The sequence below is a fragment of the Paraburkholderia flava genome, assembly GCF_004359985.1.
Taxonomy (GTDB): domain Bacteria; phylum Pseudomonadota; class Gammaproteobacteria; order Burkholderiales; family Burkholderiaceae; genus Paraburkholderia; species Paraburkholderia flava.
On record NZ_SMRO01000002.1, the window covers coordinates 966,472 to 983,904 of the forward strand.

Annotated in this window: 12 protein-coding genes; 6 read left to right on the forward strand and 6 right to left on the reverse strand. The window is 63.6% G+C overall.

The window, feature by feature from the left end; genetic code table 11:
- Positions 1–144: 144 nt before the first annotated feature.
- The 5 genes from E1748_RS15800 to E1748_RS15820 all read left to right on the forward strand — a co-directional run bounded on the left by E1748_RS15800 (position 145) and on the right by E1748_RS15820 (position 5,316).
- Positions 145–1,461 (forward strand): flavin-containing monooxygenase, encoded by a 1,317-nt coding sequence (locus tag E1748_RS15800; protein WP_133648134.1) that lies wholly within the window; start codon positions 145–147, stop codon positions 1,459–1,461.
- 74 nt (positions 1,462–1,535) lie between these two features.
- The gene (locus E1748_RS15805) at positions 1,536–1,973 is read left to right on the forward strand and encodes a RidA family protein (RefSeq protein WP_133648135.1); all 438 of its coding nucleotides are present in this window, start codon (positions 1,536–1,538) and stop codon (positions 1,971–1,973) included.
- Positions 1,974–1,982: 9 nt separating this feature from the next.
- Positions 1,983–2,660 (forward strand): DUF1028 domain-containing protein, encoded by a 678-nt coding sequence (locus E1748_RS15810; RefSeq protein ID WP_133648136.1) that lies wholly within the window; start codon positions 1,983–1,985, stop codon positions 2,658–2,660.
- On the forward strand, positions 2,653–3,822 hold the full coding sequence (gene argE / locus E1748_RS15815) for an acetylornithine deacetylase (protein WP_133648137.1): 1,170 nt from the start codon (positions 2,653–2,655) through the stop codon (positions 3,820–3,822). Before E1748_RS15810 ends, argE begins: the two co-directional genes overlap by 8 nt.
- 72 nt (positions 3,823–3,894) lie before the next feature.
- The gene (locus E1748_RS15820) at positions 3,895–5,316 is read left to right on the forward strand and encodes a purine-cytosine permease family protein (protein ID WP_133648138.1); all 1,422 of its coding nucleotides are present in this window, start codon (positions 3,895–3,897) and stop codon (positions 5,314–5,316) included.
- Between the two features lie 94 nt (positions 5,317–5,410).
- Here E1748_RS15820 and E1748_RS15825 read toward each other — a convergent pair whose 3' ends face one another.
- The 5 genes from E1748_RS15825 to E1748_RS15845 form a co-directional block, all read right to left on the reverse strand.
- Positions 5,411–6,223, reverse strand: a complete 813-nt coding sequence (locus tag E1748_RS15825; RefSeq protein WP_276324122.1) for a BPSS1780 family membrane protein — start codon at positions 6,221–6,223, stop codon at positions 5,411–5,413.
- A gap of 106 nt (positions 6,224–6,329) precedes the next feature.
- On the reverse strand, positions 6,330–7,430 hold the full coding sequence (locus tag E1748_RS15830) for a DUF1700 domain-containing protein (RefSeq protein ID WP_240766640.1): 1,101 nt from the start codon (positions 7,428–7,430) through the stop codon (positions 6,330–6,332).
- 20 nt (positions 7,431–7,450) lie between these two features.
- The gene (locus E1748_RS15835) at positions 7,451–7,789 is read right to left on the reverse strand and encodes a PadR family transcriptional regulator (protein ID WP_133648140.1); all 339 of its coding nucleotides are present in this window, start codon (positions 7,787–7,789) and stop codon (positions 7,451–7,453) included.
- Positions 7,790–8,249: 460 nt separating this feature from the next.
- On the reverse strand, positions 8,250–9,419 hold the full coding sequence (locus E1748_RS15840; protein ID WP_133648141.1) for an MFS transporter: 1,170 nt from the start codon (positions 9,417–9,419) through the stop codon (positions 8,250–8,252).
- On the reverse strand, positions 9,416–10,198 hold the full coding sequence (locus E1748_RS15845; protein ID WP_133648142.1) for a DeoR/GlpR family DNA-binding transcription regulator: 783 nt from the start codon (positions 10,196–10,198) through the stop codon (positions 9,416–9,418). The genes E1748_RS15840 and E1748_RS15845 overlap by 4 nt, the downstream gene beginning before the upstream one ends.
- Before the next feature lie 198 nt (positions 10,199–10,396).
- Between E1748_RS15845 and uvrA the strand changes: the two genes are divergently transcribed.
- Positions 10,397–16,285 (forward strand): excinuclease ABC subunit UvrA, encoded by a 5,889-nt coding sequence (uvrA, locus tag E1748_RS15850; protein ID WP_133648143.1) that lies wholly within the window; start codon positions 10,397–10,399, stop codon positions 16,283–16,285.
- A gap of 231 nt (positions 16,286–16,516) precedes the next feature.
- On the opposite strand, the gene E1748_RS15855 is transcribed toward uvrA, so the two are convergent.
- Positions 16,517–17,290, reverse strand: a complete 774-nt coding sequence (locus E1748_RS15855) for an SDR family oxidoreductase (protein WP_133648144.1) — start codon at positions 17,288–17,290, stop codon at positions 16,517–16,519.
- Positions 17,291–17,433: the final 143 nt, after the last annotated feature.

Below are 17,433 nucleotides of genomic sequence, written 5' to 3' on the forward strand. Positions count from 1 at the left end.
CCCGATGCTATGCATTTTTTAAATATATTTTTCAGATTCTGCGGACGCGCGTAGATTTTCTCGAAAGAGACAGCGGCCCACGCGACTTCTCGCACGTTCTCGCGGCCGCTTCGAATCAATCCGTCTTTCAGAAGGACAACAGCCATGTCAGTGGAAGCAACGTCAATCGACACGGTCGTCGTCGGCGCCGGTCAGGCCGGCGTCGCGATGAGCGAACATCTGAGCCGGCTTGGCGTCCCGCATCTCGTGCTGGAGCGCGACCGGATCGCGGAACGCTGGCGCACGGGCCGCTGGGATTCGCTGGTCGCGAACGGGCCTGCATGGCACGACCGTTTCCCGAATCTCGAGTTTGCCAACGTCGATCCGGATGCGTTCGCCTCGAAGGATCAGGTCGCGGATTACTTCGTCGCCTACGCGCAGAAGTTCGACGCGCCGATCCGCACCGGCGTCGAAGTGACGAAAGTCGTGCGTAATAGGGGCCGGCAGGGCTTCACGATCGATACGTCGGAAGGCACGATCGAAGCCAACCGTGTGGTGGTCGCGACCGGGCCATTCCAGCGTCCGCTGATTCCGTCGGTTGCGCCGCAAGACGCGCGGCTCACGCAGATTCATTCCGCCGATTACCGCAACCCCGCGCAATTGCCGGCGGGGGCGGTGCTCGTGGTGGGCGCGGGTTCGTCGGGCGTACAGATCGCCGATGAACTGCATCGTTCGGGCAGGCCGGTGTACCTGTCGGTGGGGCCGCACAACCGTCCGCCGCGCGGGTATCGCGGACGCGATTTCTGCTGGTGGCTCGGGGTGCTCGGCGAGTGGGATGCGGAAGTCATGCAGCCGGGCAAGGAGCACGTAACGATTGCAGTGAGCGGTGCGCGCGGCGGCCATACGGTGGACTTCCGGCGACTCGCGCATCAAGGAATCACGCTCGTCGGGCTGACCCGTTCGTTCGACGACGGCATCGCGACATTCCAGCCCGATCTCGCGGAAAACATCGCGGCCGGCGACGAAAACTACCTGTCGCTGCTGGACGCTGCCGATGCATACGCGGTACGCAACGGTCTCGATCTTCCCGAAGACCCGGATGCGCGCACGATTCCCGCCGACCCGGAGTGTCTGACGCATCCACTGCTCGAACTCGATCTCGCCGCAGCAGGCGTGACGTCGATCGTCTGGGCCACCGGTTATGCAGTCGATTTCAACTGGCTGCAGGTCGATGCGTTCGACGCCAACGGTAAGCCGAAACATCAGCGCGGCGTGTCGAAAGAGCCGGGCGTGTATTTCCTCGGGTTGCCGTGGTTGTCGCGACGCGGCTCTGCATTTATCTGGGGCGTGTGGCACGACGCGAAGCACGTCGCCGATCACATCGCCACGCAGCGCAAATATCTCGCGCAATACGACGGATCGCAGCGTCATGCAGCAATGCCGCACGACGCAAACGCGGCCGACGCATCGCTATCGGCGTGAACCGCACTGAACCGAACCGCATGCGTCGTTCTTCCCATTCCTGAACTGAATACTACCGACATCAAGGTGCATCGATGAGCCAACCCACGCACACCCGTATCCGCATGTTCAACACGAAGGATACGTACCCGAACCAGTCGCTCGACAACGATCTTTGCCAGGCGGTGCGCGCCGGCAATACCGTCTACGTGCGCGGCCAGATCGGTACGGATTTCGACGGCAATCTGGTCGGCCTCGGCGATCCGCGGGCGCAGGCCGAGCAGGCGATGAAGAACATCAAGCAGCTGCTCGAAGAAGCGGGTAGCGACCTGACCCACATCGTCAAGACGACGACATATCTGATCGACATCCGCTATCGTGAGCCGGTGTATCAGGAAGTCGGCAAGTGGCTCAAGGGCGTGTTTCCGATTTCGACGGGCCTCGTTGTGACCGCGCTCGGTCAGCCGCAATGGCTGGTGGAAATCGACGTGATCGCCGTGATTCCCGATGGCTGGACCCCGCCGCAAGGCTGAGGAGGCAACATGACATTCTCGATCGTCGGACGTTGCGCGGAAACCGGGCAACTGGGCATCGCGATCAGTTCTTCGAGCATCGCGGTGGGTGCGCGCTGTCCGTGGGTGCGTGCAGGCGTCGGTGCAGTGGCGACGCAGAACGTCACGCTGCCCGCACTCGGCCCGCAGATTCTCGACTCGCTCGAACATGCGCAACTCGATCCCGCCGCTGCACTGGAGCAGGCGCTCGGTGCGAATGCGTGGAGCGAATATCGACAGGTGACCGTGATCGATTCGCGCGGACGCACCGCGTTTTTCAGCGGCAGTGAAGCGCTCGGCACGTATCACGCAGTGGCCGGTGCGCAATGCGTCGCGGCCGGCAACATGCTCGCGGGTACGCACGTGATCGACGCGATGGTGCCGGCGTTCGCGAACGCATCCGGTGCGTTGGCCGATCGCCTGCTCGCTGCGATGCATGCGGCGATGGCCGCAGGTGGCGAAGCGGGGCCCGTGCATTCGGCGGCGCTGAAGATCGTCGGCGATCCGAGCTGGCCGATCGTCGATCTGCGAGTAGATTGGGCCGACGACGATCCGCTCGGCAAGCTGCACGATCTGTGGACCGCATATAAGCCGCAGATGCAGGACTACGTGACGCGCGCATTGAATCCGACCGCTGCGCCAAGTTACGGAGTGCCGGGCGATGAATGAGCGATCCAGCCGCGCGCTGCTCGAACGGTTGATCGGCTTTGCGACCGTCAGCCGCGATTCGAATTTGCAGATGATCGATTTCATCAGGCAATACCTCACCGATTTCGGCGTCGACAGCGAACTGTTCTACAACGACGAGCGGACCAAAGCGAATCTGTTCGCGACGATCGGTCCACGCGATCGTGGCGGCATCGTGCTGTCGGGTCACACGGATGTGGTGCCGGTCGACGGCCAGGCGTGGACTGTCGAACCGTTTGCGCTCAACGAACGGGAAGGGCGTCTGTACGGCCGTGGTACTGCGGACATGAAGGGCTTCATCGCGTCGGTGCTCGCGTCGGTGCCGCTGTTCGTCGAACGGCAACGCGAGCTGACGATGCCGGTGCATCTCTCGTTTTCCTACGACGAGGAAGTCGGTTGCCTCGGCGTGCGGTCGATGCTCGCGGATCTCGAGAAACGTCCGCACAAGCCGGTGTTGTGTCTGATCGGCGAGCCGACAGAGTTGAAGCCCGTACTCGGTCACAAGGGCAAGCTCGCGATGCGCTGCATGGTGAAGGGCGCGCCGTGTCATTCGGCGTATGCGCCTTATGGCGTCAACGCGATTCAGTACGCGGCGCGTCTGATCAACCGTCTTGAACAGATCGGCGAGCAGCTTGCGGAGCCCGAACATCACGACGAGCGTTTCGATCCGCCGTACTCGACGGTGCAGACGGGCACGATCAAAGGAGGCCGCGCGCTCAACATCGTGCCGGCGGAATGTGAGTTCGATTTCGAAGTGCGCGCGTTGCCGGGTTTCGATGCTCATACGGTCGCCGACGAATTGCAGACTTACGCCGAGGCGGAATTGCTGCCGAAGATGCGCGCAGTGAAAGCAGACACGGACATTCGTTTGCAGTCGCTATCCGCGTATCCGGCGCTCGCGACTTCGCATGATGGCGAGGCGGCGCGTTTGCTTGCGTTGCTCAGCGGCTCTAGCGAGTTTGAGACGGTTGCGTTTGGGACCGAAGGCGGGCTCTTCGATCGGGCTGGTATTCCTGCGGTGGTGTGTGGGCCCGGGAGTATGGATCAGGGGCACAAGCCGGATGAATTCGTGACCGTCGAGCAACTGGATGCGTGCGATGCGATGTTGGGGCGGTTGGTAGCGCATCTGACGGCGACGCGTTGAGGGTATGGGATGGGGTTGGAGCGCGGCGCTAGAGCCTCTGCTCCGATTAAGTTACATGGGTAGGAGACGAACTTGAGTACCGCAGAAAACACCGCTTCACCATTAATCGAAAAACACACCATCGGCTACGTACCGCCTGAAGATCGCCACGGCAAGGTGCGCGATCTGTTCACGCTCTGGTTCGGCGGCAACATCGCGCCGCTGCCGATCGTCACGGGCGCGCTCGGCGTGCAGATCTTTCACCTGAACCTGCTGTGGGGCATCGTCGCGATCGTCGTCGGGCAGGCGGTCGGCGGCGTGCTGATGGCGCTGCATTCCGCGCAGGGTCCGCAGATGGGCATCCCGCAGATGATCCAGAGTCGTGCACAGTTCGGCTCGTGGGGCGCGCTGCTCGTTACGCTGATCGCGGGCGTGATGTACGTCGGTTTCTTCGCATCGAATATCGTGCTTGCCGGGAAGTCGCTGCACGGTATCGAAAGCAGCGTGCCGGTGCCGGTCGGCATCGTGATTGGCGCGGTGGGTTCGGGGCTGATCGGCATCATCGGGTATCACTTCATCCACATCCTGAATCGCATCGGGACGTGGGTGCTCGGCATCGGCATCTTCATCGGGTTCGGCTATATCTTCACGCACGTGTCGACTGGCGATTTTCTGACGCGCGGCGGTTTCAACATCGCCGGCTGGCTCGCTACGGTGTCGCTGTCCGCGCTGTGGCAGATCGCTTTTGCACCCTACGTGTCCGACTATTCGCGCTATCTGCCGGAAAATGTGCGCGTGTCGTCGACGTTCTGGGCGACGTATCTCGGCTGCACGATCGGCTCGACGCTCGCGTTCGTTTTCGGCGCGGTGGCCGTGCTCGCGGTGGCACCCGGCGCCGACACGATGGACGCCGTCAAGCAGGCCACCGGACCGCTCGGCCTGCCGATGCTCGTCCTCTTCCTGCTGAGCGTGATCAGCCATAACGCGCTGAATCTGTACGGCGCGGTGCTCGCGACAATCACATCGCTGCAGACGTTCGCGTATCGCTGGATTCCGACCGCGAAATCGCGTGCGGTGCTGTCGATCGTGATCCTGCTCGCATGCTGCTACGGCGCGATCGGCGCATCGACGGATTTCGTCGGCAACCTCGTCGATCTCGTGCTTGCGCTGCTGGTCGTGCTGGTGCCGTGGACCGCGATTAACCTGATCGACTTCTACGTGATCCACAAGGGCAATTACGACATCCAGTCGATTTTCAAGGTGGATGGCGGCATCTACGGCCGCTTCAATCCGCAGGCGCTGATTGCGTACGCGGTCGGCATCGCCGTACAGATCCCGTTCATGAATACGCCGATGTACGCGGGACCGGTGCCGAAGTATCTCGATGGTGCGGATCTGTCGTGGGTGATCGGCTTGCTGCTGACTTCGCCGCTGTATTACTGGCTGGCGTCGCGGGACACGGTTTATCGGCGGCGGCAGGCGGGGGCGGGGGTGGGAAAGCGGGCGGCGGGGTAGTCGTGCACGGGTGACGTGTCGCGGCAGCCGCTCCCTCGCGCGGGGCGGCTGCCGTTTCCCGAAACAGAGACAACGTCATCTCGCCGCGCACGCGCTACTTCACGTTGCCCGACTTGCCGGCAAACACATCACGATACGCGCCGTAGATTGCCAGCAGCGGCAGCGCAGTCAACAGCGGTGTCACGACGAAAGCCCGCACCGCGAGCGGCAACATCGGCATGAACAGCACCGCAACGGTGACTACGACGAAACAGCCCAGCGTCAGTGGCCAGTTGCGCAGCGTGCCGCTGAGACTCGCGATCATGGCGTCGAGCGGCGTCATGTTGTGCAAGATCACGAGTGCCGGCGCGAAGCATGCGGCAGCGACGGCGATAGCGTAGATCGACACGCCGGACACGGCTTCGAGTGTGCCGCGCAGGCCCGAGGCCCCGCCGTAGCTGATCGACAGATTATGGACACCGTTGGCCGTAGTCGACGTCATCAGCGAGACATTGAAAATCGCCAGCATGACGACATAACCGATTGCGACAATCACCGCGGCGTACAGCCCGATCATGCAGAGTGCGTTGCTGCTGCGGCCGATAGCCGCGCACAGGTCGCGCAACGACACGGGCTCGTCCCGGCTTGAACCTTCTTGCACGACCATCAGCGCGCCCACCATGAGCGGCGCCAGAAACACTGCCAGCGGCCGCAACAACGGCAGGAAGCCGAGCAGCGTAATGAAGTCGGCGCAGAGAAGCACGATGCTGAGCCACAGCACCGGCTGCAAGCTGACCGCACGCCAGCCTGCAACGAGCCACGCGAAAAAACGCAGCGGACTGACTTCACGGCCGGAAGCGAAGCGCAATGCCGGTGCGCTATGGGGACGGCTTTCTCTTGAAACCGCGCTTGGGTAATCGATGTTCATGACGATTTCCTCTAGTAGAGAGAACGTGCGAGTGCTGTTTATGTGTTTAGGTATCCGAACATTAAATGGCTATTTGAAGCCATAGCTGCGTTTCATCGTTTGACTTTCAGGGCATCTGGCCGTGATCGAGACTTGCGGAGACCACGTCGATCTGTTGCTTGACGTAGCGCGTCGCGGCGCGCCAGCTGATTCGTGTCAGCCAGATGCAGAACAGCAGACCCAGCACGCCTATCGGCAGCATCGCGACCAGATAGTTGTATTTGCTATCCGATGCGTGGACGCGAATCCGGTCATGCCCATCGTCGATATCGATACTGCCGTTGCGGATCTGCACCGAGTCCGAACCACTGTTGGCGCTGAAACTGCTGGTGTTGCCATGCGCGTCTTCCGTGATCTCCACGTGGTCGCCGTCGGAGCTGGACATTTTCCATCTGGCCGACTTGCCATCCTGCCCAGCGCCGACAAACGACACGCGATCGTCGTCGTCATTTCTCACGTCGAGCGTCGCCACCTCATCGCGGCGGATACTCAACGTGCCGTCCTTCTCTTTGGTCAGAAGTTCCCGCGCCTTGTCGCTCGGGCTCTCGATCTTCAGTTCGTCATCGTCGTTGCGCATCTCGATCGGACCGGCGCGCGTCACCATCCGGATTCTGCTGCCGTCCTGCAGATCGAAGACAAACCGGTCGCCGACGATCTTCAGATCCTTCAGGTTGCCCGGCGCTTCCTCGCTGCTTCCGTTGTCGCTGCTGGCGGTGGCGATATCTGCGTCGCTGGCGTTGTCGTGCTGGCTGCTGCCGAGGTGGATCGACGGAATGCCGTGCGACGGCGTGCCGAACAGGTGGTGTCCACTCAAGGCGACCACGCCGACAATCCCGGCAATGGTGAGCCCGGTGAAGGCCACGTAACCGAACGTCAACACCACCAGGTACAACATGAACGGCACCAGCAGCAGCACGTTCAGCAGCCCCAGCCCTGCGATCGACATCATCACGCGAAGCAGATTGCCGACCGAGCGCCGACTTTGCCATTGCTGATAGTTCGCCTGCGCTTTCAGTTCGCGCGCCAGCTTGACCGGATCGCCCAGCGCGGCGATCACGTCTTCTTCGCGGCGCCCGGCGGCGAGTGCGTCGCCGATGTACTCGCGATAGTCCGCCACCATTTCATCGACCGCCTGTCTGGGCAGACTACCGAGTTCCCGGCGCAGCACTTCGATGAATTCGTCCTGCTTCATGGGTTGTCTCCTGAGTTCTGTTTGCCCTGTTGCCCCAGCACGCCGTTGACCTCGTCTACAAAACTGCGCCACTCGTCTTCCATCTCGATCAGACTGCTGCGCCCGGCACCCGTCAGCGAGTAGTACTTGCGGGGTGGCCCCGAACTCGACTCGACGAGGTAAGTCGACACCCACGCCTCTGCCTGCAGGCGACGCATCAACGGATAGATCGTGCCTTCGCTGATTTCCATCGTTTCCGCCAGCGTCGACACAAGCTCGTAGGCGTAGCTATCCCCGCGGGCGAGGACGGCCAGCACGCACATATCGAGCGTTCCTTTCTTTAACTGCGTTTTCATTAATCGCCACGTTGAGGGTGGGCGCTGTCGGTACTGAGCAACCCACGGTCGCCGGATCCATCTCCAGCCTGGAGCATGGGAGCACTCTAGCAGGCACTACTGTTTTATACAAGGTACTGTTTTATGCACGTATCCTTGCCAAGCGAGACACCGGTCCGAATCCTTTGCTGGAAGGGGCGGCGGCACGTAGGGCGTCTTCGTTTTGCCGCCGGCCGACCTTGATTCCGGCAGTGTTGTGGGTGGGTTATCGACGCGGCGCCGCGCAAGGCGGCTTATTGGCGTCGGCGGGAGGGGCGGGTGTGGGAGAGCGGACGGTTGGGTCTTGATCGTTGCCGCGTTGTTGTCCGGGATGTATGGCGCAATCGGTCAAAGAGATGCGGATAACCGGGAACTGGGGGCTAGGCCGGAGCTTCGATACCCCGCCCATCCAGAACACAAACCACGCACCCGATCACTCGCATCAACCCCGACGCCCAACCAGATGAGCACACGCCGGCACAAGACATAACAAAACCGCGAGCATCCAGAAAGCACTCGGCAATCCCACGGCTTTCGCGACGAAACCGACACTCGCCGGTCCCGCGAGGTTTCCTGCGTAGCCCGTCGTGGTGATCGCCGCGACCGCGAGCGTGGCGGGCATCGCGCGCTGCGAGCCAGCGCCGCGAAACAGTACCGGTACGACATTCGCCGCGCCGAGGCCGATCAATACGAAGCCGGTCATCGCAACAACCGCGACCGGTGCAGTCAGCAGCACGACGAAGCCGGCGATCGCAAGCAGGCCGCCCCAGAACATCGTCGCGCGATCGCCGATCCGTGCGGTCAGCGCGTCGCCGCCGAACCGGCCGGCCGTCATCGCGATCGAGAAGAACATGTAGCCGAGTCCGCCCTGGGCGGCGCCGACGAGTGCCTTGCCGGTGATCAGCAACGCGCCCCAGTCCAGCAACGCGCCTTCGACGAGAAACGTGATGCCGGCCAATGCGGCAAGCAGCAATACGATGCCGCGCGGCAGCGCAAACAGCGGACCGTCGTTTGTTTGAGTCGTCACCATCAGCCGTGAACGCGCCGCCGCGATGACGGCGAGCATCAGCACGGCACAGGGCAACGCGCTCGCGAACGTTCCGATGTGCAATGAAAGCAGAAAGGTCATCGACATCGAGCCCGCGAATCCGCCTACGCTGAACAGCGCGTGAAATCCCGACATCAGAAACCGGCCTTCCGCTCGTTCCACCTCGACGGCGTGAATGTTCATCGCGACGTCGAGCGAGCCGAGGAACGCGCCGAATGCGAGCAGCGCGCCACCGAGCGCGAGCGGCGTATCGACGACGGCGAGTAACGGCAACACGATGGACAGCCCGACGCCACCCGCGACGATGACCGGTTTGCTGCCGAATCGTGCGCTGAGCGCGCCGGTGGCCACCATCGAGACGACCGACCCGACGCCGATGCACAGCAGCAGGAGTCCGAGCACGCCGTCGTCGACGCCCAGTCGCGCTTTGGCAAACGGAACGAGCGGCGCCCAGCACGACACGCCGAAGCCGGCCACGAGAAACGCCAGACGCGTGGCGAGTCGGGCCGCAGGCAGGCTTCGCACCGTCGCTTCCTGTTCGGGGATAGTCGAGCGCACGTTCATGATCTGACTGCCTCCGCGGACACCACGACCGAGGTGCCGGCTTTCGAAAGTGCCGTACGGGCTGCACGCGGCAAGTCAGGTTCGACGACCACGCAATCGAGCTCGCCGATGGCCGCAATCCTGTGAGGCGCGCGCGTATCGAACTTTTCGTTCAGCACGAGCACGATCGCGTGCCCGGCGGCCGCGAGTACCGCGCGCTTGAACGTCGCGTCGGCGAGACCGTATGCGCTGATGCCGCCCTTCGGCGAGATCGCGCAGGATCCGATGAAACACCGGTCGATATTCATTTGCGCAACCTGCTGCACGGCACTCGCATCGATGCATCCGCCGACCGTGGAATCGACCGATCCGCCGATCATGATCAGATGAAGGTCGGGCCGGCGCAGCACGGCCGCTGCGATATCGACCGAGTTGGTTGCCACGGTGATGTCGGTGTCTTCGGGCAACAGGTCGACCAGCGCGAGATTGGTGCTGCCGGTATCGAGAAACAGCAGTTCTCCCGAATGTATTAGCGGCAACGCCGCGCGCGCGAGCGCCGATTTGCGCTCGAGGGCGGTGTCGATGCGGCCCGTCATCGGCGTGTTGGCGGCCGTGACCGGCAGCGCACCGCCGTAGACCCTTCGGCAGAGCCCTTGGGCTGCCAGCGCACGCAGATCGCGGCGAACGGCATCTTCGGAAACGTTGAATTCGGCAGCGAGCGCGGCGGCTACGACTGGCTGGCCTTGTGCGAGTCGATGAGCAATTTCGTCGCGTCGGGCGAGAGGGAGATCGGGATTCATGCATGCATGCTAACGTGCACGAACAAGAATGTAAACGTGCATAAACGTGCACGTTGGGTGACGCCATGTGCGCCCCCAAGCCCCTCCCACCAACAGGGTAGAAAACTGTATAAACATACAGTATAGTGTTCCGGTCAATTCCGGCTCCCGCAACGCGGTGTCTCGAAGCCGGACCAACCCCTTCAGACGGTCAGCAAATTGTCCTCTCACGGAACCATCCGCATTCGCGGAGCTCGCCAGCACAATCTCAAGAACGTCGATCTCGACCTGCACACCGGGGAAATGACGGTGGTCACCGGGCCGTCCGGCTCGGGCAAGTCGAGCCTTGTGTTCGACACGCTGTACGCCGAAGGCCAGCGGCGTTACGTCGAGACGTTCAGCGCGTATGCGCGGCAGTTTCTCGACCGGATGGACCGGCCGCAGGTGGATCGCGTCGACGGTGTGCCGCCTGCGATTGCGATCGATCAGACCAACCCGGTGCGCAGTTCGCGTTCGACGGTCGGCACGATGACCGAACTGAACGATCACCTGAAGCTGCTGTACGCGCGCGCGGCCGAACTGTTCGACCGGCGTAACGCGCAGCCGGTGCGGCACGACTCGCCCGAAACCATCTACGCGGAACTGCTCGCGCGCACCGAGGCGGACGATCAGCGGCTGGTCGTTACGTTTCCGGTCGAGTTGCCCGAGTCCGCATCCGAAGCAGAGATCGAACAGTGGCTGTCCGCGAGCGGCTATACGCGCGTGCAGGCGCAGCGCGAAGTCGCGTCGCCGACGGGGCCGCGCAAGGTGCTCGATGTCGTCGCGGATCGCTTCCGGCTGCGCAACGTCGACAAGGCGCGCGCGGTCGAGGCGATCGAAGCGTCGCTGAAACGCGGCGCGGGTCGTGTGAATGTGTACGTGCTGCCTGCAGAGGGCGCCGAGACCGATGCAGGTAAGGCAGCGCCTGTATGGCGCTTCTCTACGGGCCTGCATAACCCCGACAGCGACCTGCGTTACGCCGACCCGCAGCCCGCGTTGTTCTCGTTCAATTCGGCGTACGGCGCGTGCGAAACCTGTCGCGGGTTCGGTCGCGTGATCGGTGTCGATCTCGGCCTCGTCATCCCCGATGCACGCAAGACGCTGCGCGGCGGCGCGATCAAGCCGATGCAGACGCCCGCGTGGAAGGAGTGCCAGGACGACCTGATGCGCTACGCGGCGAAAGCCGACATCCGTCGCGATACGCCGTGGTCGGAACTGACCGACGCAGAGCGTCACTGGGTGATCGGCGGCTCGCCGGACTGGAACGGCAAGTGGCAGAGCCACTGGTACGGCGTGAAGCGCTTCTTCGAGTATCTCGAATCGAAGGCGTACAAGATGCACATCCGCGTGCTGCTGTCGAAGTACCGCAGCTACACGCCGTGCGAAGTGTGCGGCGGCGCGCGCCTGAAAACCGAATCGATGCAATGGCGGCTCGGCACGAAGGCGAACGCCGACGCGGTACTCGCGCCGGCGCTGCGCTTTTTGCCGCGCGGTGTCGACTGGAATCGCGCGCAGCTCGAAGCGTTGCCGGGGCTCACAGTGCACGACGTGATGCTGTTGCCGATCGAACGCATCCGCCGTTTCTTCGATGACATCACGCTGCCGAGCGCATTGCTCGACGATGCGTTGAAGCTGTTGCTCGCCGAAGTCCGCACGCGGCTCAAATATCTGTGCGACGTGGGGCTCGGCTATCTGACGCTCGACCGGCAAAGCCGCACTCTGTCGGGCGGCGAGGTGCAGCGGATCAACCTCACCACCGCGCTCGGCACGTCGCTGACCAAGACGCTGTTCGTCCTCGACGAGCCGAGCATCGGGTTGCATCCGCGCGACCTGAACCGAATCGTCGAGGCGATGCATCGGCTGCGCGATGCGGGCAATACGCTCGTCGTCGTCGAGCACGATCCGTCGGTGATGCTGGCGGCCGACCGTCTGATCGACATGGGCCCCGGTCCCGGCGAGCGCGGCGGCACGATCATCTATGACGGCACGCCGGCCGACATCCGCAAGGGCGGCACGCTGACCGGCGACTATCTCGCGGGTCGCAAGCACGTCGCGGATGCCGCGCACTGGGCGCGTCGCGAAGTGACCGACGACACGCCACGCATCGTGCTCGAAGGCGCCTCCGAACATAACCTGCGCGACGTTACCGTCGAGATTCCGTTGCAGCGGCTTGTCTGCGTGACCGGCGTGTCGGGCTCGGGTAAATCGACGCTGCTGCAGGACGTGTTGTACCCGGCGCTCGCGCGCCACTTCGGCAATCCGACGGAATCGCCGGGTGCGTACCGCAATCTGTCGGGCGCGGAGCATGTCAGCGACGTCGTGTTCGTCGATCAATCGCCGATCGGCAAAACTGCGCGGTCGAATCCGGCCAGCTACGTCGGTGCATTCGACGAGATCCGCAAGCTGTTCGCGAAGGCGCCGCTCGCGCAGCAGCGCGGCTACACCGCAGGTATGTTCAGCTTCAACTCGGGCGACGGCCGTTGCCCGACCTGCGGCGGCTCGGGCTTCGAGCACATCGAGATGCAGTTCCTCAGCGACGTCTATCTGCGCTGCCCCGATTGCGACGGGCGTCGCTATCGTGCGGAAGTGCTCGAAGTGAAGATCGAGCGCGGCACGCCGGCGCGCGCGCTCAGCGTTGCGGATATTCTCGAGCTGACAGTCAGTGAGGCGGTCGCGTACTTCGCGAACGATGCCGACGTGCTGCGCGTGCTGCAACCGATCGTCGATGTCGGGCTCGAATACGTGAAGCTCGGTCAGCCGGTGCCGACGTTGTCGGGTGGCGAAGCGCAGCGGTTGAAGCTCGCGGGCTTTCTCGCGGAAACGGCGCAGCCTCGTAGCGCGCGCGCCGCGAAGCCGCAAACCGCCGGCCGCCTGTTCATGTTCGACGAGCCGACCACGGGTCTGCATTTCGACGACATCGCGAAGCTGATGCGCGCGTTCGGCAAGCTGCTCGCCGGTGGCCATTCGCTGATCGTGATCGAGCACAACCTCGACGTGATCCGCGCGGCCGACTGGCTGATCGACCTCGGCCCCGAAGGCGGCGACGGCGGTGGTCTCGTGCTGTGCGCAGGCACGCCCGACGACGTGAAGCAATGCGAGGGCTCGCACACGGGCGTCGCGCTGACGCAATACGATCGCGCGATCGGCTCGGCCCATACCGTCGATGCCGCATCCGGCAAGCCGCTGCAAACCGCGCTCGCCGCAGCGCGGGCGCGTCGCGCGGTGGAAGGCGAGGGCGTCGTGCGCATCGTCAACGCGCGCGAGCACAATCTGAAAGCGCTCGACGTCGACATTCCGCACGGCAAGTTCAACGTGATTACCGGCGTGTCCGGTTCGGGCAAGTCGACGCTCGCGTTCGACATCCTGTTCCACGAAGGGCAGCGCCGTTACCTCGAATCGCTGAACGCATACGCGCGCTCGATCGTGCAGCCGGCCGGCCGCCCCGAGGTCGACGCGGTGTACGGCATTCCGCCGACCGTCGCGATCGAGCAGCGCCTGTCGCGCGGCGGTCGCAAGAGTACCGTCGCGACCACGTCCGAGGTCTGGCACTTTCTGCGTCTGCTGTACGTGAAGCTCGGTATCCAGCAATGCATCCACGACGGCACGCCGGTCGCCGCGCAGAGCGTCGAGTCGATCGCCGCGCAGCTGCTGCGCGATCATCGCGGCCAGCATGTCGGGATGCTCGCGCCGCTCGTCGTGAACCGCAAGGGCGTGTACACCGATCTCGCGAAGTGGGCGAAGGCGCGCGGCAATACGCATCTGCGCGTCGACGGCGAATTCGTGCCGGTCGATCCGTGGCCGAAGCTCGACCGCTTCCGCGAACACACGATCGAGCTACCGGTGGCCGACCTCGTCGTGTCCGCCGATGATGAAGCGGAACTGCGGCGCCGGCTCGACGAAACGCTCGAGATCGGCAAGGGCGTGATGCATCTGCTTGCGCCGCTCGATGGCTTGCAGGATGCGTTGAGCAAGAGCCGCGGCACCGGGCGGATCGGCGAAGTGAAAGTGCTGTCGACGAAGCGCGCGTGTCCGGTGTGCGGCACCAGCTACCCGGAACTCGATCCGCGGATGTTCTCGTACAACAGCAAGCACGGCTGGTGCACGACCTGCGTCGGCACGGGCCTCGCGTTGACGCGCGAACAGCGCGCCGCGTACGACGATACCGTGGTGGCCGAAGATGGCCGAGGTCGCGAACAGAGCCTGCCGTCGGAAGAGCAGGAACCGGAAGGTGTCGGCGACGAGCCGTGTCCGGATTGTCACGGCACGCGACTGAATCCGGTTGCGGGCGCGGTGACGTTCGAAGGACAGGCGATCGTCGACGTCGCGCAATGGACGGTGACCGATACGCGTCAGTGGATCGACGGGCTTGGTCTGACGGGGCGCGATGCGGATATCGCACGCGACGTCGTCAGCGAGATCGGTAGCCGGCTGCAGTTTCTCGAGGAGGTCGGGCTCGGTTATCTGAGTCTCGATCGTGCCGCGCCGAGTCTGTCGGGTGGCGAAGCGCAGCGCATCCGGCTCGCCGCGCAGCTCGGCAGTAATTTGCAGGGCGTCTGCTATGTGCTCGACGAACCGACCATCGGTCTGCATCCGCGCGACAACCGCATTTTGCTGAACGCGTTGCGCAAGCTTGGCGACAAGGGCAATACGCTGGTCGTCGTCGAGCACGATGAAGATACGATTCGTCGCGCCGATCACATCATCGATATCGGGCCGGGCGCGGGCAAGCGCGGCGGCACGCTGATCGCGCAGGGCGGCGTCGCGGATCTCGCTGCGCAACCCGGCTCGCTGACCGGACAGTTTCTCGCGCGGCCGATCGCGCATCCGCTGCAGGCTCGACGTGTGGTCGAACCCGCGCGCAAGAACCGGCCTGCTGTGCCCGAGCAATGGCTGACCGTGCACGGCGCGAAGCTGCACAACCTGCGCGACGTGACCGTCGGCATTCCGCTCGCGCGACTCGTTGCTGTGACTGGCGTGTCCGGCTCCGGCAAGTCCACACTTGCACGCGACGTGCTGATGACCAATCTGCTCGACGCGGTCGGCCGGTCGGTGCTGTCGTCGCCGGCCACACGACGCGCGCGCAAGGCCGTGCAGCAGGACGCACCGCGTACCGATCGCCGGTCGAGTGTGCTCGCTCGCAGTGCGCCACGTCCGTCGTTCACGGTGAGCCATGCGTGGCATGGCTGCGAATCGATCACCGGCTGGGAAGCAATCGATCGCGTACTCGAAGTCGACCAGACGCCGATCGGCAAGACGCCGCGTTCGTGCCCGGCCACGTATATCGGTCTGTGGGACACGATCCGCAAACTGTTTGCCGAAACGCTCGAAGCACGCGCGCGCGGCTACACTGCGTCGCGTTTCTCGTTCAACACCGGCGATGGTCGCTGCCCCGCATGCGAAGGGCAGGGCGTGCGCACGATCGGCATGAGCTTCCTGCCCGACGTGAAGGTGCCATGCGACGTGTGCCACGGTCAGCGCTTCAATCCGGAAACGCTCGCGGTCACATGGCGCGGCAAGAACATCGGCGACGTGCTGACGATGGAAATCGACGAAGCCGTCGATTTCTTCGCGTCGATGACGAACATCGCGCATCCGCTGCAGTTGATGAAGGACGTCGGGCTCGGCTATCTGACGCTCGGTCAGCCGTCGCCGACGCTGTCCGGTGGCGAGGCGCAGCGTATCAAGCTCGTCACCGAGCTAAGCAAGGTCCGCGACGACATCACGCGGCGCGGACAGAAGGCGCCGCACACGCTGTACGTGCTCGACGAACCGACGGTCGGCCTGCACATGGCCGACGTCGCGAAACTGATCCGCGTGCTGCACCGGCTCACCGACGCGGGGCATAGCGTCGTCGTGATCGAACACGATCTCGACGTGATCGCGGAAGCCGACTGGATCATCGACCTCGGTCCGGAAGGTGGTGCGAGCGGCGGCACGATCGTCGCGTCGGCGGCGCCGGAGCAACTGGTGCGTGTTGCGCGTAGTCATACGGGTGAGGCACTGGCACCGGTGCTTGCGCGCGGTGGTGAGCGGTCGGCGGATGAGGCGGCACGGGTGAGTGTGGGGTAGAGCGCTAAGTCACGTGAGTACCGCGTGCTGCATGCAGTAACGCAAAACGCCGACGGCCAGCCTGGCCCGTCGGCGTTTTTTTATCGCGCGTCGTCGCTTGATGCACTACGCGATCGCACCACGTCATCACGCGCACACCTCATAGCGTGTGACCACTTCGCGGCACGACTACTTCGTAGCGCGTTCACCTCGCAACGCGCCCACCACGCAACACGACCATTTCCCCGCACCTCACTTCGTCGTATACCCCCCATTAATCAACAACGTCTGCCCCGTAATCCACCACCCATCGGTGACGAGATGACGGATCAACGGCACGACGTCCTGAATATCGGTCAGCCCCGTCTTGCTGAACGAGGACAGCGACGCGGCGGTCTTGTGATACGCAACCGCATCGGCCCCTTCGGCGGGATAGAAGAAAGGCGTATCCATCGGACCAGGGCCGACAGCCGTCACCGAGATACCGCGCGCCCCGAACTCCTTCGACGCCGCACGCGTGAAATGCTCGACCGGCGCCTTGCCGCCCGCATACGCCGCATAGAAGGGAGTAAACGCACCCAGCAGCGACGTAACCAGCGTGACGATCTTGCCGTTGTCTTCGAGATGCCTGCCCGCTTCCTTGAGAAAGAAAAACGCGCTCTTCGAATTGACCGCGAACATCTCGTCGTACTCGGCCTCGGTGATGTCGACGAACGGTTTCTTCAACACCTTGCCGACCGTGTTGATCGCGATGTCGATCTGGCCGAACGCGCTCTTCGCATCGTCGAACAGTTTCTCGCAGGCGGCGGCTGTCGTCAGGTTGGCCTGGAACGCGCGCGCATCGACGCCGCTTTCCTTGATCGCCGCGACGGTGGCTGCGGCTGCGTCGGCGGTGGCCGCGCTGTTGTAGTGGACCGCGATGGCCTTCGCGCCGTGCGAAGCGAGATCGCGTGCGATCAGGCCGCCCAGATTTTTCGCGCCGCCCGCGATCAGCGCGACTTTGCCGTTGAGCGAATGATCTGCCATGAGAAGCTCCTCGTTCAGGTTGGGCGTTCAGTCTAGGGAAAACATTGTTAAAGATAAGCCTGCGAATGCTGGATTAATCATCCCGATTACTGAACAATCGTCGCGTTCGTATGGCGCTATCCTGGTGACTGCGCCGCAGCCCC

What these genes read in the sequence shown, in the direction of transcription:
- E1748_RS15855 (WP_133648144.1), bottom strand. Translation starts at nt 17,290, where the DNA reads ATGGCAGATCATTCGCTCAACGGCAAAGTCGCGCTGATCGCGGGCGGC.
- E1748_RS15805 (WP_133648135.1), top strand. Translation starts at nt 1,536, where the DNA reads ATGAGCCAACCCACGCACACCCGTATCCGCATGTTCAACACGAAGGAT.
- E1748_RS15810 (WP_133648136.1), top strand. Translation starts at nt 1,983, where the DNA reads ATGACATTCTCGATCGTCGGACGTTGCGCGGAAACCGGGCAACTGGGC.
- E1748_RS15800 (WP_133648134.1), top strand. Translation starts at nt 145, where the DNA reads ATGTCAGTGGAAGCAACGTCAATCGACACGGTCGTCGTCGGCGCCGGT.
- E1748_RS15845 (WP_133648142.1), bottom strand. Translation starts at nt 10,198, where the DNA reads ATGAATCCCGATCTCCCTCTCGCCCGACGCGACGAAATTGCTCATCGA.
- E1748_RS15840 (WP_133648141.1), bottom strand. Translation starts at nt 9,419, where the DNA reads ATGAACGTGCGCTCGACTATCCCCGAACAGGAAGCGACGGTGCGAAGC.
- argE (WP_133648137.1), top strand. Translation starts at nt 2,653, where the DNA reads ATGAATGAGCGATCCAGCCGCGCGCTGCTCGAACGGTTGATCGGCTTT.
- E1748_RS15835 (WP_133648140.1), bottom strand. Translation starts at nt 7,789, where the DNA reads ATGAAAACGCAGTTAAAGAAAGGAACGCTCGATATGTGCGTGCTGGCC.
- E1748_RS15825 (WP_276324122.1), bottom strand. Translation starts at nt 6,223, where the DNA reads ATGAACATCGATTACCCAAGCGCGGTTTCAAGAGAAAGCCGTCCCCAT.